Here is a 24,627-nt window from a genome sequence, read left to right as displayed (position 1 = left end):
GAAAGGGCTTGTCGGTGGCCCCGCGACCGCGCGGTCACGGGCACCAGTGGACGTGCAGCGGCGCGCCCGGGGTCAGGAAGGCGATGCGCGCCGGGTATTCCAGCGGATCGTCGCCCTCGAGCACGCGTTCGAGCAGCTTGCGCTTGCTCTCGCCGCGGATCAGCAGCAGGCGGGTGTGGGCCGGCGCGAGGCCGGCCGGGGTGAGGCTGATGCGGCGCAGGAACCGGCCGGCGCCGGGGCATCCGGTGGCGTCGACCGCGACGTACGGGCTGCGCGAGTCGAGCGCGGCCTGCAGGTTCTGCATGCGCGGGAACAGCGAGGCGGTGTGGCCGTCTTCGCCCATGCCCAGCACGACCACGCCGGGCGGCGCCTGCGCGTGCAGGTTCGCGGCGCTGACCGCTTCCTCGATGCTGCGGCCCGTACGGGTGATGCTCTCGAACCGCGCGCTGGCGGCGTTGTTGCGCAGCAGCGATTCGCGCACCAGGCGCGAGTTGCTGTCGGGGTCGTCGGGCAGCAGCCAGCGTTCGTCGACCAGGGCCACGTCCACCCGGCTCCAATCCAGCGGCGCCTTCGACAGCGCCTCGTACACCGGGCGCGGCGTGCCGCCGCCGGACAGGAGCAGGCGCGCGCGCGGCCGCTCCTGCAGGTCGCGGGCGAGCACCGACGAGATCGCGACCGCCGCGCCCCAGGTCCACTGGGTCAGCGATTCGTAGCTGTGCATGTGCACCGGATGGCGCTGGCGCACGGGCGCGGTGTCGTCGCGGGCGTTCATCCTGCCACCTGTTTTACCACCTCCCGGCGCGCGATCGCGGCCGTCCCGAGCAGCCCCGGATGCGGGTGCAGGATGGCCAGCGACGGAACCCGCGCCATGGTCGGGGAGAAGCGGCCCTTGTGCTCGAACCGCTGGCGGAAGCCGGAGTGGCGGATCATGTCGAGCATCTTCGGCACCAGGCCACCGGTCAGGAACACGCCGTCCCAGGCGCCGAGCGTGAGCACCAGGTCGCCGGAGATCGCGCCGAACACGGCGCAGAACACGTCGACCGCGCGCGCGCAGCGCGGGTCGCCGGCCTCGGCGCCGGCGGTGATGTCGGCCGGCTGCATCGGGCCCGGATCCTCGCCGGCGATCTCGCTCAGGGCGCGGTGGATGTTGACCAGCCCCGGCCCGCAGACCAGGCGCTCGTTGGACACGCGCCCGAACTGGGCCGACAGCCGGTCGAGGATCGCGAGCTCCTCCGGGGTCCCGGGCGGGAAGCTGGCGTGCCCGCCCTCGGTCTCGATCGGGTACTGGCGGCCTTCGCGGATCACCAGCGCGCCGACGCCCAGGCCGGTGCCCGGGCCGAGGATGGCGTAGGTGCGGTGCACCGGCGATTCCTCGGGCGTCCACGTCGCGCCGCCGATCGGGACCACGTCGGAGGCCTTGAGCAGGGGGATCGCCATCGCCTGCGCGGCGAAGTCGTTGACCAGGGTGACGCGTTCGAAGCCCAGCTGGACCTGGGTGCGCGGGCGCGAGATCACCCAGGGATGGTTGGTGATGCGCGCGATGTCGCCCTCCACCCGGCCGGCGACGGCGAACACGCCGTGCACGATGCCGGCGTCGTGCTGGCCGGTCTCGTGCAGGTAGTGGCGTGCGGCCTCGGCCAGCGAGGGGAAGTCGGCGACGGCGAAGCGCTGGACGCTGTCTTCCAGCAGCGGGTACTCGGCAGCGGGGTCGGCCAGCGCGAAGCGCGCGTTGGTGCCGCCGATGTCGGCCAACAGGACCCGGGTGCCGCCGCTCATCCGCGGCGTCCCGAGGGTGCGCCCACCGTGCGCGGCAGGAACGCGGCGGCGCCGGTCGGGCCCCAGGAGCCGGCCGGGTACTCCAGCACCGGGGTGCCGGCCTGCTGCCAGGCAGCGCTGATGCTGTCAATCCAGCGCCACGCGGCCTCGACCTCGTCGTCGCGCACGAACAGGGTCTGGTCGCCCTTGAGCGCGTCGATCATCAGCCGCTCGTAGGCGATGCGGCGCTTGGGCGGCAGCATGGCCATGTCCAGCGACATCGGCATCAGCTCGGTCGCGCCCCATTCGGGCGCGGCAAGGCTGCCCATCAGGCACAGCTCGATCGTCTCCTCGGGCTGCAGGCGCATCCGCAGCCGGTTGGGCGTGGCGCCACGCGCGTTGGGGCGGTCGAACACCCAGTGGGTCACCGGCTTGAAGTTGACCAGCACCTCGGTGGTGCGCGAGGGCAGGCGCTTGCCGGTGGCGAGGCGGAACGGCACGCCCGCCCAGCGCCAGTTGTCGATCCAGGCGCGCAGGCCGACGAAGGTTTCGACAGCGCTGTCAGCCGTAAAACCTTTCACGGCCTGGCCTTCGACGACGCCCGCGCCGTAGCGGCCGCGGATGCTGTCGTTCGCGGCGTCGGCGGCGGTCATCGGACGCAGCGCGCGCAGCACCTTGCGCTTCTCGTCGCGCACGCTGTCGGCGTCGAGCGCGGCCGGCGGTTCCATCGCGATCAGCGCCAGCAGCTGCAGCATGTGGTTCTGGACCATGTCGCGCAGCGCGCCGTAGTCGGCGTAGTAGCCCTCGCGCCCGTCCACGCCGGCGGTCTCGGCGACCACGATGTCGACCGACTCGATGCAGCGGTTGTCCCACACCGCCTCGAGCAGGGTGTTGCCGAAGCGCAGCGCCAGCAGGTTCTGCACCGGCGCCTTGCCGAGGTAGTGGTCGATGCGGAAGATCCGCGACTCGTCCAGCGCCTCCTTGAGGGTGGCGTTGATCTCGCGCGCCGAGGCCAGGTCGTGGCCGATCGGCTTCTCCAGCACCAGCCGCGAGGGCGGCTCGAGCAGGCCGGCGGCCTTGAGCCCGCGGCAGGCCGGGGCGAACAGGTTCGGCGGGGTCGAGAGGTAGCTCACCGCCGGGCGGTCGGCGTAGCGCGACAGCGTGGCGGCCACGGCGTCGATGTCGCCGAGGTTGAGCGGGTGGTAGTGGATGCGCGCGAGCAGGTCGTCGAGCGCGCCGGAATACCCGTCGCCCTCGTCGATGCGTTCGCGCAGCCAGGCGCGGAAGCCCTCGTCGTCGTACTGGGTGCGGCCGATCGCCACCACCCGGAAGTTCTCCGGCAGCAGCCGGTCGCGCAGCAGGTGCAGCAGCGAGGGGAACAGGTAGCGTTGTGCCAGGTCGCCCGTGGCGCCGAACAACAGGATGGAATCGTGCATGGACGCCGTGTGCGGGTCTATGGGTCAGGGAAGGGGATCGGCCAGTGCGCGGCCGTGGCTCCCAATGATGCCAGAGAACCAGCGCGCGCTGTCCTTCGGGGTGCGCTCGAGCGTCCCGTAATTGACGTGGATGATACCGAACCGCTTGGAGTAGCCCAGCGACCATTCCAGGTTGTCCAGCAGCGACCACGCCATGTAGCCGCGCACGTCCACGCCAGCGGCGATCGCGTCGTGGATGGCAAGCAGATGCTTTCGCAAGTAATCAATTCGCAGCGGGTCGCGCACGCGGCCTTCCTCGGCCACCGGCGGGTCGAAGAACGCGGCCCCGTTCTCGGTGACGTACACGGGCAGGTCGCCGTAGGTGTCGCGAAACCAGACCAGGGTGTCGGTCAGGCCCTGCGGGAAGACTTCCCAGCCGGTCTCGGTGTAGGTGCCCAGTGGCTGGCGTACGGAGCCGGCGCGCAGCGGCCAGCTGTCGTCGGCGCGGGTCACGGCCCGGGTGTAGTAGTTGATGCCGACGAAGTCGATCGGCTGCCGGATCTGGCGCATGTCCTCCTCGGACACCCGCGGCCAGGCGTCGCCGAAGATCTCCGCCAGCTCGTCCGGGTAGCGGCCGCGCAGGGCGGGGTGCAGGTACTGCTCGTTCATGTACGCATGCGCGCGGCGGGTGGCGGCCGCGTCCTCGGCCGAATCGCTGGCCGGGTACTTGGGCTCGATGTTCACCACCAGGCCGATGTCGTGCCGGCCCTCGGCGCGGTAGGCCTGGACCGCGGCGCCATGCGCGCGCATCAGGTTGTGCGAGGCGATCGGGGCCTCGTAGCGGTTGCGGTGGCCGGGCGCGAGCGCGCCGTGGAGGTAGCCGCCGTCGGTGATCACCCACGGTTCGTTGAGCGTGACCCACTTCTTCACCCGTCCGTCGAGCTCGCGGAACAGTACGCTGCCGTACTCGGCGAACCAGTCGGCGCAGTCGCGGTTGAGCCAGCCGCCGCGGTCGTCGAGCGCGGCCGGCAGGTCCCAGTGGTAGAGCGTGAGCAGGGGCTCGATGCCGTTGGCCAGCAGTTCGTCGACCAGGCGCGAGTAGAAGTCCAGGCCCTTGCGGTTCACCCGGCCTGTGCCCCCGGGCAGGATCCGCGACCACGACACGCTGAAGCGGTAGGCCTGCAGGCCAAGTTCGCGCATCAGCCGCACGTCCTCCTTCCAGCGGTGGTAGTGGTCGCAGGCCACGTCGCCGGTGTCGCCGTTGAGCGTCATCCCGGGGGTGTGGGCGAAGCGGGTCCAGATGCTCGGCCCGGCGCCGTCGGCCAGCGGCGAGCCTTCGACCTGGTGGGCGGCGGTGGCGGCGCCCCAGAGGAAGCCGTCGGGGAAGCTGAAGTCCTTGTCCTGGGAGGGGTGCATGGCGGCCTGTTTCCTGAGCCGGAAGGACGGCGTGGTCTGAAAACGATTACATGCCAGAATAGCGCAATCGCCCGGCGCCGGCGTTCGCGCCGCGCGAAGGACGCGGCCGACGCCGCGTGGCCTTCCGGGAGCACAGATGGCGCGCGTGGAGCTCGACAACCTGCGCAAGGTCTACGACAACGGCCACGTCGCCGTGGCCGGCGCCAGCTTCGAGGTCGCCGACGGCGAACGGGTGGTGCTGGTTGGACCTTCGGGCTGCGGCAAGACGACCTTGCTGCGGATGATCGCCGGCCTGGAGGAGATCAGCGGCGGCACCCTGCGCATCGGCGGACGGGTGGTGAACGACGTTGCGCCCGCCGATCGCGACGTCGCGATGGTCTTCCAGGGCTACGCGCTCTATCCGCACATGACGGTGGCCGAGAACCTGTCCTTCGCCCTGTCCCTGCGCGGGATGCCGAAGCCGGAGCTGCGCCAGCGCGTGGCCGAGGCGGCGCGGATGCTGGGGCTGGAGGAGGTGCTGTCGCGGCGGCCGGCGCAGCTGTCGGGCGGACAGCGCCAGCGGGTCGCCCTGGGCCGCGCGCTGGTGCGACAGCCGCAGGTGTTCCTGCTCGACGAGCCGCTGTCGAACCTGGACGCGAAGCTGCGGGCGGAGACGCGGCTGGAGATCGCCCGCCTGCACCAGCGGCTCGGCACCACCATGGTCTACGTCACCCACGACCAGGTCGAAGCGATGACCCTGGGCCAGCGCATCGTGGTGATGGACCGGGGGCAGGTGCAGCAGATCGATACCCCGATGGCGCTGTACCGGCGCCCGGCGAACCGGTTCGTCGCCACCTTCCTCGGCAGCCCGGCGATGAACCTGCTGCGCGGGCGGGTGCTGCGGGAGGCCGGCGGCTGGCAGCTGGAGGCGGGCGGTGGCGCCCGCCTGCCGTTGCCGGCCGGTGCGGCGCTCGACCCCGCCTGGCACGGCCGCGAACTCGACTGCGGCGTGCGTCCCGAACAGCTGCTGCCCGCGAACGCCGCGACGGCAACGGGGTTCGAGGCGGTGGTGGACGTGGTCGAGGCGGTAGGCAGCGACATCCACGTCAACCTGCGGCTGGGTGGCGTTGCGCTGGTGGCGCGCCTGCCGCCCGGCGATCCGCCGCGACCCGGGGAGAGGCTGCGGCTGGCGATCGCGCCGGGGGCGCTGCACGTGTTCGATCCGGACACAGGGGTGGCGCTGGCGGCCGAATGACGGCACCTTCATGTCGCGTCACGACGATACGGGCCATCATGTACGCATGACACACGACGGCACCCCCCTCCTGCCGCCGCCGCCACCGTTGTCCGACCAATGGGCGTTGTTCCTCGACGTCGACGGGACGCTGGTGGCATTCGCCGACGACCCGGGACGGGTCAGCGTCGCCCCGCGCGTGGTCGAGCGGCTGGCCGACCTGTCGCGGTCGCTCGGCGGCGCGCTGGCGCTGGTGAGCGGCCGCAGGATCGAGACCCTGGATGCGCTGTTCGCGCCGCACCGCTTCGCCGCCGCCGGCCTGCACGGCCTGCAGCGCCGTCGCTTCGGCGAGGCGGCGCCCGAGCCCGAGCCGCCGCCGGCGGCGCTGGAATCGGTCAAGGCGCAGGCGAGGGCGATCCTGCGCGAGCGCTATCCAGACGCGCTGCTGGAGGACAAGGGCGAGGCCATCGCGCTGCACTGGCGGACGATGCCCGAAGCCGCGGCCGACCTGCAGGGCTTCGCCATGCAGGCGCTGACCCGGCTGCCTGGATACCACCTGCAGCCGGGCGACCACGTGGTCGAACTGCGGCCGGCGCGCGGCGACAAGGGCGAGGCGATCGCCGCGTTCCTCGAGGAACCCCCGTTCCTCGGCCGCCGCCCCGTCTTCGTGGGCGACGACCTCACCGACGAGCACGGGTTCGAAATCGTCAATGCACAGGGCGGCGTGAGCGTGCTCGTCGGCGATCGCGGGGGCTCGGCCGCCGAACACCGGCTGGCGGACGTCGAGGCCGTGTACGCCTGGCTGGGAGCCGCCGCGTGAGCGCCGCCCCCGGGCGCCAGGCCTCGCTCGACCTGGGCGTGATCGGCAACGGCAGCTTCGGCGCGCTCATCGACCGCGATGCGCGCGTGGTGTGGAGCTGCCTGCCGGCCTTCGATGGGGATCCCGCGTTCTGCGCGCTGCTTTCGCCGCGCGACCACGACGGCGGCGACCTCGCCATCGAACTCGAGGACTATTCGCACAGCGAGCAGGCCTACGTCACCAACACCGCGATCCTGCGCACCGTGCTGTACGACCGCAAGGGCGGGGCGGTGGAGGTGGTCGATTTCGCCCCGCGCTGGAAGCAGAACAGCCGCATCTTCCGGCCGGTCTCGATCATCCGCCGGATCCGGCCGCTGGCGGGCAGCCCGCGCATCCGCATCGTCTGCCGCCCGCTGGCCGACTGGGGCGCGCGGGTCCCGGACTCGACCTGGGGCAGCAACCACATGCGCTGGATCCTGCCCGAGTTCACCCTGCGCCTGACCACCGACGTGCCGATCCGGTTCGTGCGCGACCAGCTGCCGTTCGTGCTGTGGGAAACCGTGCACCTGGTGTTCGGCGCCGACGAGCCGCTGGCGCGCTCGGTCTCGGGCTACGTCGAGGAGGCGCTGGGCCGCACCGAACACCACTGGCGCGAGTGGGTGCGCTACCTGTCGATCCCGCTGGAATGGCAGCAGGCGGTGATCCGCAGCGCGATCACGCTCAAGCTGTGCCAGTACGAGGACAGCGGCGCGATCATCGCCGCGATGACCACCTCCATCCCGGAGGCGCCGGACACCCCGCGCAACTGGGACTACCGCTACTGCTGGCTGCGCGACGCCGCGTTCGTGGTGCGCGCGCTCAACCGGCTGGGCGCGACGCGCAGCATGGAGGAATTCCTCGGCTACATCTTCAACATCGCCTCCCACGACGGGCATCTGCAGCCGCTCTACGGCATCGCCTTCGAGGAGCGGCTGGAGGAGCAGGAGGTCGAGTCGCTGGCCGGCTACCGCGGGATGGGCCCAGTGCGGCGCGGCAACCTGGCCTGGGTGCAGAAGCAGCACGACGTGTACGGCAGCGTGGTGCTGGCCTCGACCCAGCTGTTCATCGACCAGCGTCTGGCCCATCCGGGCGACCAGGCCACCTTCGCCCGGCTCGAGCCGCTGGGCGAGCGCGCCTTCGAACTCTACGACCAGCCGGACGCCGGGCTGTGGGAATTCCGCGGCCGGGCCGAGGTCCACACCTACACCGCGGCGATGTGCTGGGCGGCCTGCGACCGGCTGTCGCGGATCGCCGGCATCCTCGGCATGGAGGAGCGCGCGGCGCACTGGCGCGCGCGCGCCGACACCATCCACGCCAGGGTGGTCGAGCGCGCCTGGCGCCCGGACGCCGGGCGCTTCAGCGCCTCGTTCGAGAGCGACTACCTCGACGCCTCGCTGCTGCTGCTGGCCGACATCGGCTTCCTCGCGCCGGACGACCCGCGCTACGTGGCCACGGTCGAAGCGATCGGGCGCGAACTGCGCCGCGGCGACGCGCTGTTCCGCTACGTGGCGCCGGACGACTTCGGCGAGCCGGAAACCAGCTTCACCATCTGCACCTTCTGGTACATCGACGCGCTGGCCGCGATCGGCCGCAAGGAGGAGGCGCGGGCGATGTTCGAGCGGTTGCTCGCGCGCCGCAACCACCTGGGCCTGCTTTCGGAGGACCTCGCGTTCGACGACGGCGAGGCCTGGGGCAACTTTCCACAGACCTACTCCCACGTAGGATTGATCATCGCCGCGATGCGGCTTTCGCGCAGCTGGCAGGAGGCCTCATGAACCGTCTGGTGGTCGTGTCCAACCGGGTCGCGCTCCCGGGCGAGAGCCGCGCCGGCGGCCTGGCGGTGGGGCTGGAAGCGGCGCTGCGCGCCCACGGCGGGGTCTGGTTCGGCTGGTCGGGCAAGGTGGTGCGTGATGCCAGCGGCCGGTTGCACGAGCAGACCGACGGCGACGTGCGCTACGTGACCATGGACCTCAACCGGCCCGACCACGACGCCTACTACAACGGCTTCGCCAACCGCACCTTGTGGCCCCTGCTGCACTCGCGCCTGGACCTGGTGGACTACGCCCGCGAGACCCGCGCCGGCTACCGCCGGGTCAACCTGCTGTTCGCCGAGAAGCTGGCGCCGCTGCTGCGCGACGACGACCTGCTCTGGATCCACGACTACCACCTGATCCCGCTGGCGGCGATGCTGCGCGAGCGCGGGGTGGGGTGCCGGATCGGCTTCTTCCTGCACGTGCCGATGCCCTCGGCCGACCTGGTCTCGGCGCTGCCCGAGCACGGGCGCCTGTTCAGCACCCTTTACGCCTACGACCTGGTCGGCTTCCAGACCATGCGCGACGCCGACCGCTTCCGCACCTACGCGCGGATCTTCGGCGGCGGCAGCATCGAGCCCGACGGCAGCGTGACCCTGCCCGGCGGCAAGCGGGTGGACGTGGGCAACTTCCCGATCGGGATCGACGCCGCCAGGATCGCGGCCCAGTCCGCGGCCGCGGTCGGCAAGCCCGCCGTGCGCGCGCTGCGCGAGAGCCTGAGCGGGCGCCAGCTGGCGATCGGCGTGGACCGCCTGGACTACTCCAAGGGCCTGCCCGAGCGCTTCCGCGCCTTCGGCCGCTACCTGGAGCGCCATCCGGACGAGCGCGGGCGCCTGACCTTCCTCCAGATCGCCCCGGTCTCGCGCGGCGACGTGGCCGAGTACCGGCAGCTGCGCGACCAGCTCGAGGGCATCGCCGGACACATCAACGGCACCCACGCCGAGCCCGACTGGACCCCGCTGCGCTACGTCAACCGCAACTTCGCCCATGCCACCCTGACCGGGTTCTACCGGCTGGCCTCGCTGGCCCTGGTCACGCCCCTGCGCGACGGCATGAACCTGGTCGCCAAGGAGTACGTCGCGGCCCAGGACCCCGAGAACCCCGGGGTGCTGGTGCTGTCGATGCTGGCCGGCGCCGCGGCCGAGCTGGACGCGGCCCTGCTGGTCAACCCGTACGACCTGGACGGCGTGGCCGACGCCATCTCCCGTGCCGCCTCGATGCCGCTGCCCGAGCGCCGCGAGCGCTGGGAGGCGATGATGCGGCCGATCACCGGCCAGGACATCCACGCCTGGTGCTCCCGGTTCCTGGAGCGCCTGGCCGGGGGCGGGGGCTGAGCCCGGCGCGGCGGGTCCGGCGGTCGCTATACTCGCGAATTCGAACGGCTTGCGGATCCGGGCGATCCTACTCCGTTCAACGGCTTACGAGTCACTCTTGCTGTCCTGAATCAACAATGGTGCCGCGCCGGCCGGCGCGGCAGGGGCCTCCAACGCCGCATGCGCCTGTCCACAATCAAGCTGTCGGGTTTCAAGTCCTTCGTCGACCCCACGACCCTCCACCTGCCGACCAACATGACCGGCGTGGTGGGGCCGAACGGATGCGGCAAGTCCAACATCATCGACGCGGTGCGCTGGGTCATGGGCGAGAGCTCGGCCAGCCGCCTGCGCGGCGACTCGCTGACCGACGTGATCTTCGCCGGCTCGACCGCGCGCAAGCCGGTCTCGCAGGCCACGGTCGAGCTGATCTTCGACAACTCCGACCACGCCATCAGCGGCGAATACGCCGCGTTCAACGAGATCTCGGTCAAGCGCACGGTCAGCCGTGACGGCCAGAGCAGCTACTACCTCAACGGCACCCGCTGCCGCCGCCGCGACATCACCGACCTGTTCCTCGGCACCGGCCTGGGCCCGCGCAGCTACTCGATCATCGAGCAGGGCATGATCAGCCAGGTGATCGAGGCCAAGCCCGAGGAGCTGCGGGTCTACCTCGAGGAGGCGGCCGGCATCTCCAAGTACAAGGAGCGGCGCCGCGAGACCGAGAACCGCATCCGCCACACCCGCGAGAATCTCGACCGCCTCAACGACCTGCGCGAGGAGGTCGGCAAGCAACTCCAGCACCTGGCCCGGCAGGCGCGCCAGGCCGAGCAGTACACCGCGATCCAGGCCGAGCGGAAGATCCGCGACGCGGAGTGGAAGGCGCTCGAGTTCCGCGCCCTCGACGTCCAGCTGCAGGCGCTGCGCGAGGGCCTGTCGCAGGAGGAAACCCGCCTGCAGCAGCTGATCGCCGAGCAGCGCGAGGCCGAGCGCGAGCTCGAGACCGGGCGCGTGCGCCGTGACGAGGCGTCCGCGGCCCTGGCCCGCGCCCAGGCCGGGAGCTACGAGGTCGGCGGCACCCTGGCCCGGATCGAGCAGCAGATCGCCCACCAGCGCGAGCTGGCCGAACGCCTGGTCAAGGCGCGCGAGGAGACCCGGCACGCGCTGGAGGAGATCGGCGCCCACATCAGCGGCGACCAGGCCCGGCTCGAGGAGCTGCAGGCCGCGATCGCCGAGGCCGAGCCGCGGCTGGAGGCGCTGCGCGAGGACGACGGCGTGCGCCAGGAGGCGCTGCGCGAGGCCGAGGAGGCGCTGGCCGACTGGCAGCAGCGCTGGGAACAACACCAGCGCGAGCAGAACGAGGCCGCGCGCGCGGGCGACGTGGAACGCACCCGGGTCGACTACCTCGACCGCCAGGCGCTGGACGCCGACCGCCGCCGCGAACAGCTCCAGGCCGAGCGCGCGGCGCTCGACCTGGAGGCGCTGTCGCAGGCGTTCGAGGACATCGTCCTGCGCCACGAGGAACACAAGGCCGCGCTCGACGGGCTGGCCGAGGAGCTGGAGCGTCGCAAGCAGGCCGCGGTGGAGCTGCAGGACCAGCAGCGCGCCAGCCAGGCCGAGCTGTCGGACGTGCGCAAGCAGGCGCAGGAGGCCCGCGGCCGGCTGTCGTCGCTCGAGACCCTGCAGCACGCCGCGCTCGGCCAGGAGCAGGGCGCCGCGGTCGAATGGCTGCGTCAGCGCGGGCTGGATTCGGCCGCGCGCGTGGGCGAGCGGCTGGTGGTCGAGCCGGGCTGGGAGAACGCGGTCGAGAGCGCCCTCGGGCAGCTGATCGAGGGCGTGCTGGTCCAGGCCCCGGAAGCCCTGGTCGACGCCCTGGGCGAACTGGGGGAGGGCCGGCTGGCCCTGGTGGCGGCCGAGGACGGCGACGAGCCGGTCGCGCCGACCTCGCTGGCGGCCAAGGTCCAAGGCCCGCGCGCGATCCGGCGCATGCTGGCGCGGCTGCACGTGGCCGACTCCCTGGCCGAGGCGCGCGCGCTGCAGGCGCGGCTGGGCGAGGGCGAATCGGTGATCACCCGCGCCGGCGAGCGCCTCGGCGCCGGCTGGGTGCGGGTGCTGCGCACCGGCGCGGCCAAGCAGGGCGCGCTGCTGCGCGAGCGCGAGATCAAGGAACTGCGTGCGCGGATCGAGCAGCTGCAGGCGCGCGAGCACGAGCTCGACGCCGCGCTGGCCTCCGGTCGCGAGCGGCTGCTGGCGGCCGAGCAGCAGCGCGAGGACGCGCAGCGCCAGCTCTACATGGCCCATCGCAACGTCTCCGAACTCGCCGGCCAGCTGCAGGGCCAGCAGGGCCGCCTGGACAGCGCCCGCGCCCGGATCGAGAAGATCGAGGCCGAACTGGCCCAGCTGGTCGAAGTCATCGACGACAGCGCACGGCAGGCGCGCCAGGCGCGCACCTCGCTCGAGGACGCGGTCGGCCGGATGGCCGAGCTCGAATCCCGTCGCGCCGCGCTCGAGGCCGAGCGCCGCAACCTGGTCGAGGCCCGCGATGCCGCCCGCGCGGCCGCCCGCGAATCGCGCGACGCCGCGCACGCCCTGGCGCTGACGCTCGAATCGCAGCGTGCCCAGGTGGTGGCGCTGGCCCAGGCCCTGGAGCGCATGGGCGGGCAGCGCGGCCAGCTCGACGCGCGCCTGGGCGAACTGGCCGCGCAGCTGTCGCAGGGCGACGCGCCGGTGCAGGCGCTGGAGCAGCAGCGCCAGGCCGCGCTCGAACAGCGCGTGGTGGTCGAACGCAACCTCGCCGCGGCGCGCTCGGCGCTGGAGGGCATCGACGCCGAACTGCGCAACTTCGAGCGCGTCCGCCAGGAGCGCGAGGAACAGGCCTTGGCCCAGCGCGAGGCGATCGCGCAGCGCCGCCTGGACCAGCAGGCGCTCGACATCCGCGCCGGCCAGCTGTCGGAGTCGGTGACCGCGGCCGGATTCGTCCTCGACGACGTGCTCGCCGGCCTGCCGGAGGATGCCGACGCGGCGGCGTGGGAAAAGATGGTGGCCGACTTCGATGCGAAGCTGCGCCGGCTCGAGCCGGTCAACCTCGCCGCGATCCAGGAGCACGCCGAGGCCGCGCAGCGCAAGGAATACCTCGATGCCCAGGACGCCGACCTGCGTACCGCGCTCGAGACCCTGGAGGAGGCGATCCGCAAGATCGACCGCGAGACCCGCGGCCGCTTCAAGGACACCTTCGACCGGGTCAATTCCGGCATGCAGGAGCTGTATCCGCGCCTGTTCGGCGGCGGCCACGCGTACCTGGAGCTGACCGGCGACGACCTGCTCGACACCGGCGTGGCGATCATGGCGCGTCCGCCGGGCAAGCGGGTGAGCAACATCTCGCTGCTGTCGGGCGGCGAGAAGGCGATGACGGCGGTCGCGCTCGTGTTCGCGATCTTCCGGCTGAACCCGGCGCCGTTCTGCCTGCTCGACGAGGTGGACGCGCCGCTCGACGAGGCCAACGTGGGACGCTTCACCGCGATGGTCTCGGAGATGAGCGAACAGGTGCAGTTCCTGTTCGTCACCCACAACAAGGCGACGATGGAGGCGGCGCAGCAACTCTGCGGCGTTACCATGCGCGAGCCGGGCGTGAGCCGCCTGGTGTCCGTCGACCTGGCCGAAGCCGCGCGCCTGGCCGGCGCGGCGTGAGGCCCCGCACGACCCTGGGAGGACCGGCATGACCGAACTGCGCATTGGCATCCTGGTGGCAGGGCTGATCCTGCTGGCGGCGATCTGGTACTTCGGGACCCGGCCGCGGCAGGGCCAGGGACGCCGGGTGTCGCGCGACGGGGAGCCGGGGCGCGCGGAGCCGACGCTGGGCGCGGAGATCGAGCGCGAACTGGCCGACGCGGCGGAAGGCGCCGACGAGGAAGCGGTGCAGACCGAGATGGAGCTGCTCGACGGCACCGTCGGCGCGGCCTCGCCCAACAGCGAACTGGGCAAGCGGGTCAGCGACGAGTTCGACCGGATCGTGACGCTGTACGTGGCGGCCAAGGCCGGACAGGTACTGCGCGGGCCGGACATCGTGGTCGCGGCGGAGAAGGCGGGCCTGACCTATGGCCACATGAACGTGTTCCACCGGCTGGTGGAGAGCCATCCCGAGCGTGGGCCGATCTTCAGCGTGGCCAACATCCGCAAGCCGGGCAGCTTCGACATGGCCGAGATCCAGTCGCTGGAAACTCCGGCGATCGCGTTCTTCCTCACGCTGCCGGCGCCGGTGAGCGCGCTCGATGCCTGGGACGCGATGCTGCCGGCCGCGCAGCGGATGGCCGAGCTGCTCGATGGCGTGGTGCTCGATGAGCAGCGCAACGCACTGGGCCGCCAGCGCATCGCCGGCCTGCGCGACGAGATGCGCGCCTGGGACCGCGAGCACGAGTCGCCGCCGGTCACGCGCAGCCCGCGCTGGTAGGCGCGGACATTTCCCTGGGGGCGCCGGACTTCCGGCCCTCTTCGCGTGGGCCGCACGCGCGCGTGCGGCGTCCGTACCTGTGTCTGCCAGCTGGTTTGCCGAAGCCGCTGGCCGTCTGGTCCGCCGAGAGGGGCGGCCGGGGAGTGCGCGCGGCGCCGGGAGCGGGTACCCCCGGGTGCGAATGTCCCCCGGCGACGGCCTGCGGCCATCGCCTCCTCCTTGATTTCGCACCCGGAGGCACCCGCTCCCGCGTGATCCATCCGGGCGGTTCCGTGCGCGGCGGGAACGTTCGGGAGGCAGCGGGCCAGTCGCTCCCGAGATGACCACGGTGGGTCCGGGCGGCCGGCGGGATTCCCCGGTTCATTCGTGTCGGCGGACAACGACCCCGACGGCTGCTGTAGTCCGTGCGGGGATAGTGGAGCCGTGCATCGAGGCGGGTGGGGCCGCGCACTCCGGATGCTCTCGCCGCATCCCCTGGCATGCGCCGCCCTCGCCGGCGCCGGTCGCCCGCCGGCCTCGCCCCTGGGGCTTCCGGAGCCGAGCCGCGACGTGGCCGGGCAGGCCCTGCGGCGAAATCAAGGAGGAGGCAATGGCCCGCAGGGCCGATGCCGGGGGACATTCGCCGCAGGGCCTGCCCGGCCGCGTCGCGGTCCGTCGGGTCGCCGCGCCAGCCGGGCAGCTTCTCGGCGCCGGTCGCGGAAGCGCCGGCCACGCCGAGTCACGGCGACGCGCCGCCAACGCCCGCGCCCTACAATCTCCCCATGCCGGACTCCGCCACCATCGCCCGCGCCAGGGAACTGCGCGCGCGCATCGAAGACGCCAATTACCGCTACTACGTCCTCGACGACCCCTCGATCCCGGACGCCGAGTACGACGCCCTGATGCGCGAGCTCGAGGCGCTGGAACTGGCCCATCCCGAACTCGCCTCCGACGACTCGCCCACGCGCACCGTCGGCATCCGCCCGGACGGCGGCTTCCCGGAAGTCCGGCATGCGATCCCCATGCTCTCGCTGGCGAACGCCTTCGAGACCCCGGGCGTGCCCGACGACGCCGACGACCGCGTCCGCCATGCGGAGGTCGCCGATTTCGTCCGCCGCATCGAGCAGCGACTCGGCATCCACGACCCGGTGTTCTCGGTCGAGCCCAAGCTCGACGGCCTCGCGATCAGCCTGCGCTACGAGGACGGCGTGTTCGTCCAGGGCGCCACCCGCGGCGACGGCACGACCGGCGAGAACGTCACCGCCAACCTGCGCCAGGTGCGCGCGGTGCCGCTCAGGCTGCGCACCGGCGACGCCCCGCCCCCGGCCGTGCTGGAAGTGCGCGGCGAGATCTACATGCCGCGCAAGGCCTTCGAGGAGTGGAACGCGCGTGCGCTCGAGCGCAACGAGAAGCTGCTCGCCAATCCCCGCAATGGCGCCGCCGGATCCCTGCGCCAGCTCGACCCCGCGGTCACGCGCCGGCGTCCGCTCGCGTTCTTCGCCTACGGCGTCGGCGAGGTGGAGGGCCTGCAACTGCCCGGCACGCACTCCAGGACCCTGGTCCTGCTGCGCGAATTCGGTTTCCCGATCGCACCCGAGGTCGACACCGCCACCGGCTTCGACGGCCTGATCGCCTACTACCGCCGCATCGGCGCGGCGCGCGACGGCCTTCCGTACGACATCGACGGCGTGGTCTACAAGCTCGACGACTACGCCGGACAGCGCGAGATGGGCTTCGTCTCGCGCGCCCCGCGCTGGGCGCTGGCGCACAAGTTCCCCGCCCAGGAGCAATCCACGGTGCTGCGCGCGATCGAGATCCAGATCGGCCGCACCGGGGCGGCCACGCCCGTGGCCCGGCTCGAACCGGTGCAGGTTGCCGGCGTCACGGTCACCAACGCCACCCTGCACAACGCCGACCAGGTCGCCCGCCTGGACGCGCGCGAGGGCGATACCGTGATCGTGCGCCGCGCCGGCGACGTGATCCCCGAGATCGTGCGCGTGATCGCCGAGCGCCGCCCCGCCGGTGCCGTGCCGTGGACGATGCCCACGCATTGCCCCGTGTGCGGCTCGGAGCTGGTGCGCGAGGAGGGCGCGGCGGCCTGGCGTTGCAGCGGCGGGCTCTCGTGCCCGGCGCAGCGCAAGGAGGCGGTGCGGCACTTCGCCTCGCGCCGGGCGATGGATATCGAGGGCCTCGGCGACCGCCAGGCCGAGGCGCTGGTGGAGTTCGGCTTCGTGCATTCCCCCGCCGAGCTCTACGCGCTCACCGTCGAGGACCTGGTGCGGATGAAGGCGGCGCTCGATGCCGGGACCGCGGCCGACCTGGTGCAGGCGGCGGCGGACAGCAAGGGCGCGCTCGCCATCGACGAGGAGGGCCTGGCGCTGCTCGCCAACGAGCGCACCCGCTGGCGCGACGCCGGCTTCCTGCGCGCGCACCTCTCCGTCGACACGTCCGGCAAGCTTGCCACGCGCTGGGCGGAGAACCTGGTCGCGGGCATCGAGGCGAGCAAGCGGACCACGCTCCCGCGCTTCCTGTTCGCGCTGGGCATCCCGCACCTGGGCGAGACCACGGCCAAGGCGCTGGCGCAGTGGCTGGGTTCGCTCCAGTTCGTGCGCACCACGCCCGCCGAGCTGTTGCAGGCGCTGCCCGACATCGGGGGCGAAGTGGCGCGGTCGATCGCCACCTTCTTCGAGCAGCCCGGCAATGCGCGGGTGGTGGATGCGCTGCTGGCCGCCGGCATCCGGTTCACCGACGAGGCACCGCCGTCGCCTGCGCTGCGCGAGCGGCTCGATCTGGCCCACCTGCTGCGCATGCTGCCGGTCGAGAAGCTCGGCGACCGCAGCGCGGAGCGCCTGGCCGGGACCTACGGCAGCCTGGACGCGCTGTTGCGCGCCAACCCGAGCGGCTGGACGGGCGCCGGCGCGTCCGCGGCCGGCGCGGAGAACCTGGCCGCCTACCTCGCCGATCCCGAGGCACGCGCGCACCTCGAAGCCCTGGAAGCGGCGCGGCAGCGCCTGCTCGCGGCCGCGCCCGAGCAGGCCGCGGCCGTCACCGGGCCGCTCGAAGGACGCACCGTCGTGCTCACCGGCAGCCTGTCCTCGATGACCCGCGACGAGGCCGGGGAGAAGCTGCAGGCGCTGGGGGCGAAGGTCGCCGGCAGCGTATCGAAGAAGACCCACCTGGTGGTCGCCGGCGAAGCGGCCGGCTCCAAGCTGGCCAAGGCCAGGGAGCTGGGCATCGAGGTCTGGGACGAGGAGCAGCTGCTGGCGTTCCTCGCCGCGCACGGGGCAGGCGCGTGAGCCGCTTCCAACCGGGACCCGGCTGGCGCGACGTCGCCGCCGCCGGACAGGCATGGATGCCCTCGGGCACGCGCGACGCGCTGCGCCTGCGCGCCTGGGTGAACCGCCTGGTGCGGGAGTTCTTCTTCGCCCGCGACGTGCTCGAGGTGGAAACGCCGATGATGTCGCGCGCCGGCAACACCGATCCGAACATCGCCTCATTCGCGCTGGAGTTCTCCGGCCGCACCGACGGCGCGCCGCGCACGCGCTGGCTGCGCACGTCGGCCGAGTTCCCGATGAAGCGGCTGCTGGCCGCCGGCATCGGCGACTGCTTCGAGCTGGGCCGCGTGTTCCGCGACGGCGAGGCGGGCGGCCGCCACAACCCCGAGTTCACCATGCTCGAGTGGTACCGGGTCGGCTGGGACCACCTGCGGCTGGCGGACGAGACCGTGGAACTGGTGCAGGCGGCGCTGTCGCTGGTCGGGCGCGAGGCATCGGTCGCCCGGACCACGTTCCGCGAGCTGTACCGGGACATGCTCGGGGTCGATCCGATGACCGCCGGGATCGACGAGCTGCGCGCGGCCGCCGACGGCATCGTCATCGATCCCGAGGGACTGACCCGCGACGACTGGCTGGACCTGTTGATGACCCATCGCATCCAGCCGCGGTTCCCGCCCAACCAGCTGCTGGTGCTGCACGACTATCCGGCCTCGCAGTGCGCGCTTGCGCGCGTGGTGCGGCGGGGCGGGGTGGACGTGGCCGAGCGCTTCGAGCTGTACCTGGGCGCGCTGGAGCTGGCCAACGGCTACCACGAGCTGACCGACGCCGGCGAGCAGCGGCGCCGCTTCCTGCGCGATGTCGATGTGCGCCAGGCGCGCGGCGACGCCGCCCCGCCGCTCGATGAGGGGCTGCTGGGGGCCATGGCCGCGGGGCTTCCGTCCTGCGCCGGAGTGGCGCTGGGCATCGACCGGCTGCTGATGGCCATGCTCGACACGCCGCGCATCGCCGACGTGCTGGCATTCGACTTCGCCCGCGCCTGACCCCGTGGGCGGTCGCAGGACGGCGTCCCGGTAGAATCCCGCCATGACCGACGCCATCGACTACGCCCGCTACGACCGCATCCGCCCGATCCGCTGGACCGGGGAGGCGCTGGAGCTGCTCGATCAGCGGCGGCTGCCATTCGTGGTCGAGTACCTCGAGTGCCGCAGCAGCGACGCCGTGGCCGAGGCGATCCGGTCGCTGGCCGTGCGCGGCGCGCCGGCGATCGGCGTTTCCGCGGCCTGGGGCGTGGTCCTGGCCGCGCGCGAGGTCGAGGCGGCCGACGCGACCGGAGCGGCGCGCCTGCTCGAGCCGGCCATGCAGCGGCTCAACGCCGCGCGCCCGACCGCGGTGAACCTGGCCTGGGCGCTGGCGCGGATGCGCGCCGCGCTGGTGCGCGCGCAGGCCGGCGAGGGCATGGGCTGGCGCGCGGCGCTCGAGGCCGAGGCGCGCGCGATCGAGACCGAGGACCTGGCCGCCAATCGCGCCATGGGCACGCTCGGCGCGTCGCTGATCGCGCCCGGTAGCGGCGTGCTCACCCACTGCAACACCGGTTCGCTCGCGACCGCTGGCTTCGGCACCGCCCTGGGCGTGATCCGCGCCGGCGTCGCCGAAGGCCGCATCGCGAAGGTCTATGCCGGCGAGACCCGTCCCTGGCAGCAGGGTGCGCGCCTGACCGCCTGGGAACTGCTGCAGGACGGCATTCCCGCCACGCTGATCGCCGACTCGGCCGCCGCCCACCTGATGAAGACCGGCGCGGTGCAGTGGGTGATCGTCGGCGCCGACCGCATCTGCGCCAACGGCGATACCGCCAACAAGATCGGCACCTACCAGCTGGCGATCGCCGCGCGCCACCACGGCGCGAAGTTCATGGTCGTGGCGCCGTCCTCGACCGTGGACATGGAGACCGCGACGGGCGACCTGATCGAGATCGAGGAGCGCGACCCGGCCGAGCTCTACGGCATCGGCGGGCAGCGCACGGTGGCCGAGGGCGTGCCGGCGTGGAACCCGGTGTTCGACGTGACCCCGGCTTCGCTGATCGATGCGATCGTGACCGAGAAGGGCATCGTCGAGCATCCCGACCCCGACGCGATGCGCGCGCTCTTCGGCTGATCGCGCGGCGGCCGCCGGCCGGTCGCATTCAACCCTTGCGCGCCAGCCGCCAGATCGCGACCGCGCTGAACAGCATGGTGAAGCCGATCGCGGACGCGATCGCCATCGCCAGCGGCTCGAACTGGAACGTCCCCACGCCCGCGGCATGCATGGCGAGCTGGATGACGTGGAACTGCGGCCACACCGGCACCTGCCAGTGCAGCGACCCGGGCAGCGGGAAGAACATGCCCGACAGGTAGCAGCCCGGCAGGTAGACGAGGTTGGCGTAGCCCGGCGCCGCGCTGCCCCGGAACAGGGTGCCGATCATCAGGCCCATGGCGCAGAACGGGATCGCGGACGCGACCAGCACCAGGCTCAGCGCGACGATGCGGGAGGCGTCGAGGTCGAGCCGTCCGGCGAGCAGGGCCACGACCAGGACCGGCACGTAGGCCAGCACGCCGAAGCCGAGCCCGCAGGCGATCTTGGCCACCAGCCAGGCGCCGGCGGGCGCGGGCTGCGCGCGCTTGAGCCGCAGCAGGCCCATCTCGCGTTCCATCGCCAGCGAGGCACCGATGCCGAACAGGCCCGGCATGCTGGTGGCCATCACCGAGAAGGCGGCGAACAGGAACACGCCGACCGTCGGGTCCTCCGCCGGGGCCTCGCCGGCGACCACCAGGGCGATCAGGGCGTACAGCGCCACCGGCATCAGCAGCACGGGGACGGCGAGGCCGGGATTGCGCAGCATGCGCAGCGCCTCGCAGCGGATCTCCTCGGCGTAGGCGCGCAGCAGACGGCGCGGGGAGGGGGCGGGCAGCTGATGGGCCTGGAGCGCGATGTTCATGCGGCCTCCTTCGTGAGGGTGTTGAAGGCTTCGTTGAGTCCGGCCTCGCGCACCTCCAGCCGGGACAGGGCCGGATCCTGGTCCAGCAACCGGCGCACCACGCGCTCGGCATCGATGGCGGTCAGGTGCAGGCGGTTTCGCTCCCGGCGCACCTCCTGCACGCCGGGCCAGGCGGCGACCTCGGCCTCGTCCAGCCGGGTCTCGCAGCTGACCTGGCGGCGCGCGACCAGGGCGCGCATCTCGTCGACGCTGCCCGAAGCGACGAGCCGCCCCTTCGCGATCACCGCCACGCGGTCGGCCAGCGCCTCGGCTTCCTCGAGGTAGTGCGTGGTCAGCACGATCGAGCAGCCGGTCGCGAGCAGGCCGCGGATGCTGGCCCACAGCGCTTCGCGCGCCTGCACGTCGAGGCCGACCGAGGGTTCGTCGAGGAACAGCACCCGCGGCTGGCCGCAGATGGCGACCGCGAACTGCGCCAGCCGCTTCTGGCCGCCGGACAGCTTGCCGTAGGCACGGTCGGCGAACGCGGTGGCGCCGGCGCGGCGCAGGCATTCGTCGAGGTCGAGCGGGTCGGCGTAGTAGCTCGAGGCCAGCCGCACCAGTTCGCGCGGGGTCAGCTCCCTGGGCAGTTCCACGTCCTGCATCATCGCCCCCAGGCCCTGGCGGCGCGCGGTCTCCTGCGGTGGGCCGCCGAGCAGTTCGACCCTGCCGGCATCGGGTTCGAGCAGGCCGAGCCACAGCGAGATCGCGGTGGTCTTGCCGGCGCCGTTCGGGCCGAGCAGGGCCAGCAGCTCGCCGTGGCGCAGCTGCAGCTCCACGCGGTCCAGCGCGACCACGCCGCCGAAGCTGCGGGTGATGCCCTGCAGGGAGGCCACGGGCGAGGCTCCGTCGCGCGTCGCGCTCGAGCGCGTGGGGTGCGGCGCCGGCGACGGCGGCTCCGGCCGCGGCGAGTCGCCCTTGCAGCGGCGCACGCGCCGGCCGTTGAGCAGCTGGCCGATCAGCGTCGGCCGCACCAGCCAGTGGTAGCTGGCGAACAGCACGGCCAGGCTGGCGACCAGGACGAAGGGATACTTCAGGCTCCAGTGCAGCGGCCAGTGGCCCACCCAGACCTGCAGCGCGGCCACCACGGGCAGGTGCGCGAGGTAGATCCAGTACGAGGCGTCGGCGACGTAGCGGCGCACCGGGCTGTAGCCGTCGAGCCAGCGCAGGGCGGCGCCGGTCAGGCCCAGCGCCAGGCCCCAGGCCGCGATGCCGTGCATCAGGGCGAAGCCGGACTTGGTCAGCACCGCGCCGTCGAACAGGACCAGCGGCTCGGCGGGGACGCCGTCGGGTGCCATCGGCGTGGTGCGCATGCCCGCGAGCATCCAGGCCGCGGCCAGCGCGCCGGCCAGCAGGTTGGGCAGCCAGTGGCGCGCCAGCGCCGGGAGTGCGCCAGCCGAACGGTGCACCAGCCAGCCCGTCGCGAAGGCGGTGCCGTAGCCGACCAGCGGCGCCACCTGGGGAATGAGGGTCTGGTCGGGCGTGGGAATCCCGGTCCAGTAGAACCAGTTCGGCAGCGGCAGCAGCGCACAGGCGACGGGCAGGGCCAGCACCACCACCGCGACGACGGGCAGGCGCAGCACGGACGCGACCGCCCGGTCGGCCAGGCCGCGCAGCGCCTGGCCGCGGTCCAGTCGCGCGACCAGTCCCGCCAGCAGCAGGGCCAGCGCGTAGAACTGCAGCAGCTGGTACAGGAACCAGAGATGGGTCAGCGGGAACGCCCCGGCCACCTTCGGCATCCCGGGCATCTCCGGCAGCGCGCCCCCGAACACCTTGGTAAGGCCCGCGAGCCAGACCGCCGAGATCAGCGGGAACAGCACCACCCAGCCGGCCACCAGCGGCACGCCGATCCGCAGGGCGCGGTTCTTCCAGAACCCGGCCGTGCCGAGCCTGCCGTGCAGCAGGCGCGCGAAGTAGCCGGCGATGAAGAAGAACAGGGTCATCCGGAACGCATGGGAGACGAAGGCGGCGCCGCCGAGGAACGCGCTGGGCGAGTTGTCCTGCATCGCCCACAGCCCCGGCGGCCAGCCGGGCATGAACGACAGGGCGGCGTGGAAGGCGACGCCGAGCAGGAGCGCGAAGCCGCGGACGGCGTCCAGCGCATGCAGGCGCTGGTGGTCGTGGTGGGACATGGCGGTGTCCTTCAGAGGAAGTCGCGACGGCGCGCGACGGTGAGTTGCGGGAGCAGGAGGGCGATGGCGAAGACGAGGAGTTCGACCAGCACCACGCCGGCCACGGTGCCGTTCCACACCGGCGCCTCCGCCCCGAGGTGGTTGCGGATGCCGGGCAGGGCGCCGACGCCGAACATGAACAGGCTCACCGACATGTTGGTGACGATGATCGCGGCGGTCATCGCGCCTTCCGAGCGCGCATGCAGCCCGGCGCAGAGCACGACGGCGAAGTTGGCGAGCAGGAAGCCGCACATCGCCACCACGAACGGCAGCAGGCCGTCGGGGATCGCCGGCGAGGCCAGCACCGCCACCACCGCCGAGACCGAGGCGGCGAGCCAGGGCAGGGCGAAGCACAGCAACAGGCCCAGGGTCTTGGCCAGCACGTACTGCGGGATCGAGACCGGAAGGGCGAGCAGGAACTGCAGCGACCGCTCCTTGCGCTCGTTGGCCACGCCGTAGATCGCCAGCATCGCGCCGCCGGCGATCACCGCGGTCAGCCAGGCGATGGAGCCGACGTTGAAGGCGGCTCCGCCCGCCGCGCAGGCCAGCGCCGAGAACATGGCCGCGGCGGCGGTCGCCAGCATCGTCCAGCGGTGGACGTGGAGCTCCTTGGCGATGAGCCGGGTGGTGATGCCGTTCATGGGGCGCGCCCCTCGCGGTGGTGCATGACGTTGGCGACGAAGATCTCCTCCAGGCTCATGCGCTGGACGCCGCGCACGGCGCCGCCCAGCAGCGCGAGCTGCGCCTCGTCGAAGCGGTTGGTGGTGAGGGTGCGGAAGCGGCCCTCGCCGGACTCGGCCACGATGTGCGGCAGCGGGGGCAGGGCGGCGCCGGGCTCCAGCTGCACATCGATGCGGCGCCAGCGCTCCAGGAACGCTTCCCTGTCGCTGCATTCCAGCAGCCGGCCGCGGTCCATGAAGGCGATGCGGTCGGAGATGCGCTCGACGTCGGCGGTGTTGTGCGAGGAGAACAGGATCGAGCGGCTGTCGTCGCGCAGCACGTCCATGAACTCGGTGAGCAGCTCCTGGCGCGCGACCGGATCGAGGCCGTTGCCCGGCTCGTCGAGCAGCAGCAGGCGCGGCCGCCGCGCCAGCGCCAGCAGCATCGCGGCCTTGACCTGTTCGCCGTGGGAGAGGGTCCGGGCGGTCTGCTGCGGATGCAGGTTGAAGCGGCGCAGCAGGGTGGCGGCGTAATCGGGATCCCAGCCCGGGTAGACCGACGACACGAAGGCCATGTGCCAGCCCAGGGTCGCGTTCGGCACCAGGCGCAAGTCGGCCGAGACGTAGCCGACGTCGCGCTTGGCCTCGGCCTGCGCCGAGGGCATGGCGTGGCCGAGGACGCGGATCTCGCCCGCGTCCGGGGCCAGCATGCCCATGGCCATGCGGATCGTGGTGCTCTTGCCGGCGCCGTTGGGGCCGACCAGGCCCAGCACCTCACCGGGCTCCAGGTCGAAGGAGATCCCCTGCAGCTGGAAGAAGCGGTAGGCCTTGCTGACGCCCCGCATGCGCAGGTGGGCGGTGGTGCTCATGGCGTGCTCCCGGTGCGCAGCGCGCTGCGCAGTCGTGCTTCGAGTTCCTCGTCGTCCATGCCGAGCTGGCGCGCGATCGAGGCCGCTTCGCGCAGGTGTCCGTCGAGCACCTGCTGCAGCCGGGCGCTGGCGGCGCTGCCGCGGCCGCTGTCGGCCACGAACGAGCCCTTGCCCTGCCGGGTGACGATCACCCCCTCCGACTCGAGGTCGAGGTAGGCGCGCTTGACCGTGATCACGCTGACCCGGATCGCCGCCGCCAGCGCCCGGATCGAAGGCAGTTCCTGCCCGGCCGGCCACTCGCCCGAGGCGATGCGCGCGCGGATCTGGTCCACGATCTGGAGATACATGGGCCGCGCATCGGCCTGCGAGATGTGGAGGTCGGTGTTCATACTGTGCATATAGTGTATGCACAGTAGCCCCGTGCCGGACAAGCGCCGATCACCGGCATGTCGCAGGAGCCAA

Annotated in this window: 18 protein-coding genes; 9 read left to right on the top strand and 9 right to left on the bottom strand. The window is 72.5% G+C overall.

What is annotated here, in order from left to right:
* Positions 1-34 precede the first annotated feature (34 nt).
* Genes pgl through LUTJ29_RS0106120 form a run of 4 tightly spaced genes read right to left on the bottom strand, consistent with a single transcriptional unit; the run spans position 35 to position 4,586 of the window.
* On the bottom strand, positions 35-772 hold the full coding sequence (gene pgl, locus LUTJ29_RS0106135; RefSeq protein WP_084524705.1) for a 6-phosphogluconolactonase: 738 nt from the start codon (positions 770-772) through the stop codon (positions 35-37).
* Positions 769-1,776 carry a glucokinase gene (gene glk, locus LUTJ29_RS0106130; RefSeq protein ID WP_027071763.1) on the bottom strand — a complete coding sequence of 336 codons (1,008 nt, stop codon included), beginning with the start codon at positions 1,774-1,776 and terminating at the stop codon, positions 769-771. Before glk ends, pgl begins: the two co-directional genes overlap by 4 nt.
* Positions 1,773-3,191 (bottom strand): glucose-6-phosphate dehydrogenase, encoded by a 1,419-nt coding sequence (gene zwf, locus LUTJ29_RS0106125; RefSeq protein ID WP_027071762.1) that lies wholly within the window; start codon positions 3,189-3,191, stop codon positions 1,773-1,775. The genes glk and zwf overlap by 4 nt, the downstream gene beginning before the upstream one ends.
* 24 nt (positions 3,192-3,215) lie before the next feature.
* Positions 3,216-4,586 (bottom strand): GH1 family beta-glucosidase, encoded by a 1,371-nt coding sequence (locus LUTJ29_RS0106120; protein WP_027071761.1) that lies wholly within the window; start codon positions 4,584-4,586, stop codon positions 3,216-3,218.
* A 136-nt stretch (positions 4,587-4,722) separates the two neighbouring features.
* Here LUTJ29_RS0106120 and ugpC point away from each other — a divergent pair, with 136 nt between their 5' ends.
* From ugpC to mtnA, 9 genes are all read left to right on the top strand, one after another.
* Positions 4,723-5,820 (top strand): sn-glycerol-3-phosphate ABC transporter ATP-binding protein UgpC, encoded by a 1,098-nt coding sequence (gene ugpC / locus LUTJ29_RS0106115; RefSeq protein ID WP_027071760.1) that lies wholly within the window; start codon positions 4,723-4,725, stop codon positions 5,818-5,820.
* 46 nt (positions 5,821-5,866) lie between these two features.
* Positions 5,867-6,619: a trehalose-phosphatase gene (gene otsB / locus LUTJ29_RS0106110; RefSeq protein ID WP_027071759.1), complete on the top strand. Its 753-nt coding sequence runs from the start codon at positions 5,867-5,869 to the stop codon at positions 6,617-6,619.
* On the top strand, positions 6,616-8,412 hold the full coding sequence (locus LUTJ29_RS0106105) for a glycoside hydrolase family 15 protein (protein WP_043740629.1): 1,797 nt from the start codon (positions 6,616-6,618) through the stop codon (positions 8,410-8,412). The genes otsB and LUTJ29_RS0106105 overlap by 4 nt, the downstream gene beginning before the upstream one ends.
* A complete protein-coding gene (gene otsA, locus LUTJ29_RS0106100) occupies positions 8,409-9,782 on the top strand; it encodes an alpha,alpha-trehalose-phosphate synthase (UDP-forming) (protein ID WP_027071757.1) in 1,374 nt (457 codons plus the stop codon). The genes LUTJ29_RS0106105 and otsA overlap by 4 nt, the downstream gene beginning before the upstream one ends.
* Before the next feature lie 159 nt (positions 9,783-9,941).
* On the top strand, positions 9,942-13,445 hold the full coding sequence (gene smc / locus LUTJ29_RS0106095) for a chromosome segregation protein SMC (RefSeq protein ID WP_027071756.1): 3,504 nt from the start codon (positions 9,942-9,944) through the stop codon (positions 13,443-13,445).
* Positions 13,446-13,473: 28 nt separating this feature from the next.
* Positions 13,474-14,205 (top strand): cell division protein ZipA, encoded by a 732-nt coding sequence (gene zipA / locus LUTJ29_RS0106090; protein ID WP_027071755.1) that lies wholly within the window; start codon positions 13,474-13,476, stop codon positions 14,203-14,205.
* A 761-nt stretch (positions 14,206-14,966) separates the two neighbouring features.
* Positions 14,967-17,480 (top strand): NAD-dependent DNA ligase LigA, encoded by a 2,514-nt coding sequence (gene ligA / locus LUTJ29_RS0106085; RefSeq protein WP_051322759.1) that lies wholly within the window; start codon positions 14,967-14,969, stop codon positions 17,478-17,480.
* A gap of 56 nt (positions 17,481-17,536) precedes the next feature.
* Positions 17,537-18,499 (top strand): EF-P lysine aminoacylase EpmA, encoded by a 963-nt coding sequence (gene epmA, locus LUTJ29_RS0106080; RefSeq protein ID WP_027071753.1) that lies wholly within the window; start codon positions 17,537-17,539, stop codon positions 18,497-18,499.
* 43 nt (positions 18,500-18,542) lie between these two features.
* Positions 18,543-19,610 (top strand): S-methyl-5-thioribose-1-phosphate isomerase, encoded by a 1,068-nt coding sequence (gene mtnA, locus LUTJ29_RS0106075; protein ID WP_027071752.1) that lies wholly within the window; start codon positions 18,543-18,545, stop codon positions 19,608-19,610.
* Positions 19,611-19,638: 28 nt separating this feature from the next.
* Here the strand turns inward: mtnA and LUTJ29_RS16400 are convergent, their stop codons facing one another.
* The 5 genes from LUTJ29_RS16400 to LUTJ29_RS0106045 are packed head-to-tail and all read right to left on the bottom strand — an operon-like array spanning position 19,639 to position 24,554.
* Positions 19,639-20,430, bottom strand: a complete 792-nt coding sequence (locus tag LUTJ29_RS16400) for an ABC transporter permease (RefSeq protein ID WP_051322758.1) — start codon at positions 20,428-20,430, stop codon at positions 19,639-19,641.
* Positions 20,427-22,598: an acyltransferase family protein gene (locus LUTJ29_RS19150; RefSeq protein ID WP_084524703.1), complete on the bottom strand. Its 2,172-nt coding sequence runs from the start codon at positions 22,596-22,598 to the stop codon at positions 20,427-20,429. Before LUTJ29_RS19150 ends, LUTJ29_RS16400 begins: the two co-directional genes overlap by 4 nt.
* 11 nt (positions 22,599-22,609) lie before the next feature.
* Positions 22,610-23,278, bottom strand: coding sequence for an ABC transporter permease (locus tag LUTJ29_RS0106055; protein ID WP_027071751.1), 669 nt, complete (start codon positions 23,276-23,278; stop codon positions 22,610-22,612).
* Entirely contained in the window at positions 23,275-24,165 is an 891-nt protein-coding gene (locus tag LUTJ29_RS0106050; RefSeq protein ID WP_027071750.1) for an ABC transporter ATP-binding protein, read from the bottom strand. Before LUTJ29_RS0106050 ends, LUTJ29_RS0106055 begins: the two co-directional genes overlap by 4 nt.
* Entirely contained in the window at positions 24,162-24,554 is a 393-nt protein-coding gene (locus LUTJ29_RS0106045) for a GntR family transcriptional regulator (protein WP_043740599.1), read from the bottom strand. Before LUTJ29_RS0106045 ends, LUTJ29_RS0106050 begins: the two co-directional genes overlap by 4 nt.
* Between the last annotated feature and the right edge of the window lie 73 nt (positions 24,555-24,627).

This window comes from Luteimonas sp. J29 (assembly GCF_000472505.1).
Taxonomy (GTDB): domain Bacteria; phylum Pseudomonadota; class Gammaproteobacteria; order Xanthomonadales; family Xanthomonadaceae; genus Luteimonas.
Note: the sequence above shows the minus strand (reverse complement) of the source record. Positions and strands in the feature narration are given on the sequence as shown.

What these genes read in the sequence shown, in the direction of transcription:
- smc (WP_027071756.1), top strand. Translation starts at nt 9,942, where the DNA reads ATGCGCCTGTCCACAATCAAGCTGTCGGGTTTCAAGTCCTTCGTCGAC.
- otsB (WP_027071759.1), top strand. Translation starts at nt 5,867, where the DNA reads ATGACACACGACGGCACCCCCCTCCTGCCGCCGCCGCCACCGTTGTCC.
- glk (WP_027071763.1), bottom strand. Translation starts at nt 1,776, where the DNA reads ATGAGCGGCGGCACCCGGGTCCTGTTGGCCGACATCGGCGGCACCAAC.
- LUTJ29_RS19150 (WP_084524703.1), bottom strand. Translation starts at nt 22,598, where the DNA reads ATGTCCCACCACGACCACCAGCGCCTGCATGCGCTGGACGCCGTCCGC.
- otsA (WP_027071757.1), top strand. Translation starts at nt 8,409, where the DNA reads ATGAACCGTCTGGTGGTCGTGTCCAACCGGGTCGCGCTCCCGGGCGAG.
- ligA (WP_051322759.1), top strand. Translation starts at nt 14,967, where the DNA reads ATGCCGGACTCCGCCACCATCGCCCGCGCCAGGGAACTGCGCGCGCGC.
- zwf (WP_027071762.1), bottom strand. Translation starts at nt 3,191, where the DNA reads ATGCACGATTCCATCCTGTTGTTCGGCGCCACGGGCGACCTGGCACAA.
- LUTJ29_RS0106120 (WP_027071761.1), bottom strand. Translation starts at nt 4,586, where the DNA reads ATGCACCCCTCCCAGGACAAGGACTTCAGCTTCCCCGACGGCTTCCTC.
- pgl (WP_084524705.1), bottom strand. Translation starts at nt 772, where the DNA reads ATGAACGCCCGCGACGACACCGCGCCCGTGCGCCAGCGCCATCCGGTG.
- mtnA (WP_027071752.1), top strand. Translation starts at nt 18,543, where the DNA reads ATGACCGACGCCATCGACTACGCCCGCTACGACCGCATCCGCCCGATC.
- LUTJ29_RS0106050 (WP_027071750.1), bottom strand. Translation starts at nt 24,165, where the DNA reads ATGAGCACCACCGCCCACCTGCGCATGCGGGGCGTCAGCAAGGCCTAC.
- epmA (WP_027071753.1), top strand. Translation starts at nt 17,537, where the DNA reads ATGCCCTCGGGCACGCGCGACGCGCTGCGCCTGCGCGCCTGGGTGAAC.
- LUTJ29_RS16400 (WP_051322758.1), bottom strand. Translation starts at nt 20,430, where the DNA reads ATGAACATCGCGCTCCAGGCCCATCAGCTGCCCGCCCCCTCCCCGCGC.
- LUTJ29_RS0106045 (WP_043740599.1), bottom strand. Translation starts at nt 24,554, where the DNA reads ATGAACACCGACCTCCACATCTCGCAGGCCGATGCGCGGCCCATGTAT.
- LUTJ29_RS0106055 (WP_027071751.1), bottom strand. Translation starts at nt 23,278, where the DNA reads ATGAACGGCATCACCACCCGGCTCATCGCCAAGGAGCTCCACGTCCAC.
- zipA (WP_027071755.1), top strand. Translation starts at nt 13,474, where the DNA reads ATGACCGAACTGCGCATTGGCATCCTGGTGGCAGGGCTGATCCTGCTG.
- ugpC (WP_027071760.1), top strand. Translation starts at nt 4,723, where the DNA reads ATGGCGCGCGTGGAGCTCGACAACCTGCGCAAGGTCTACGACAACGGC.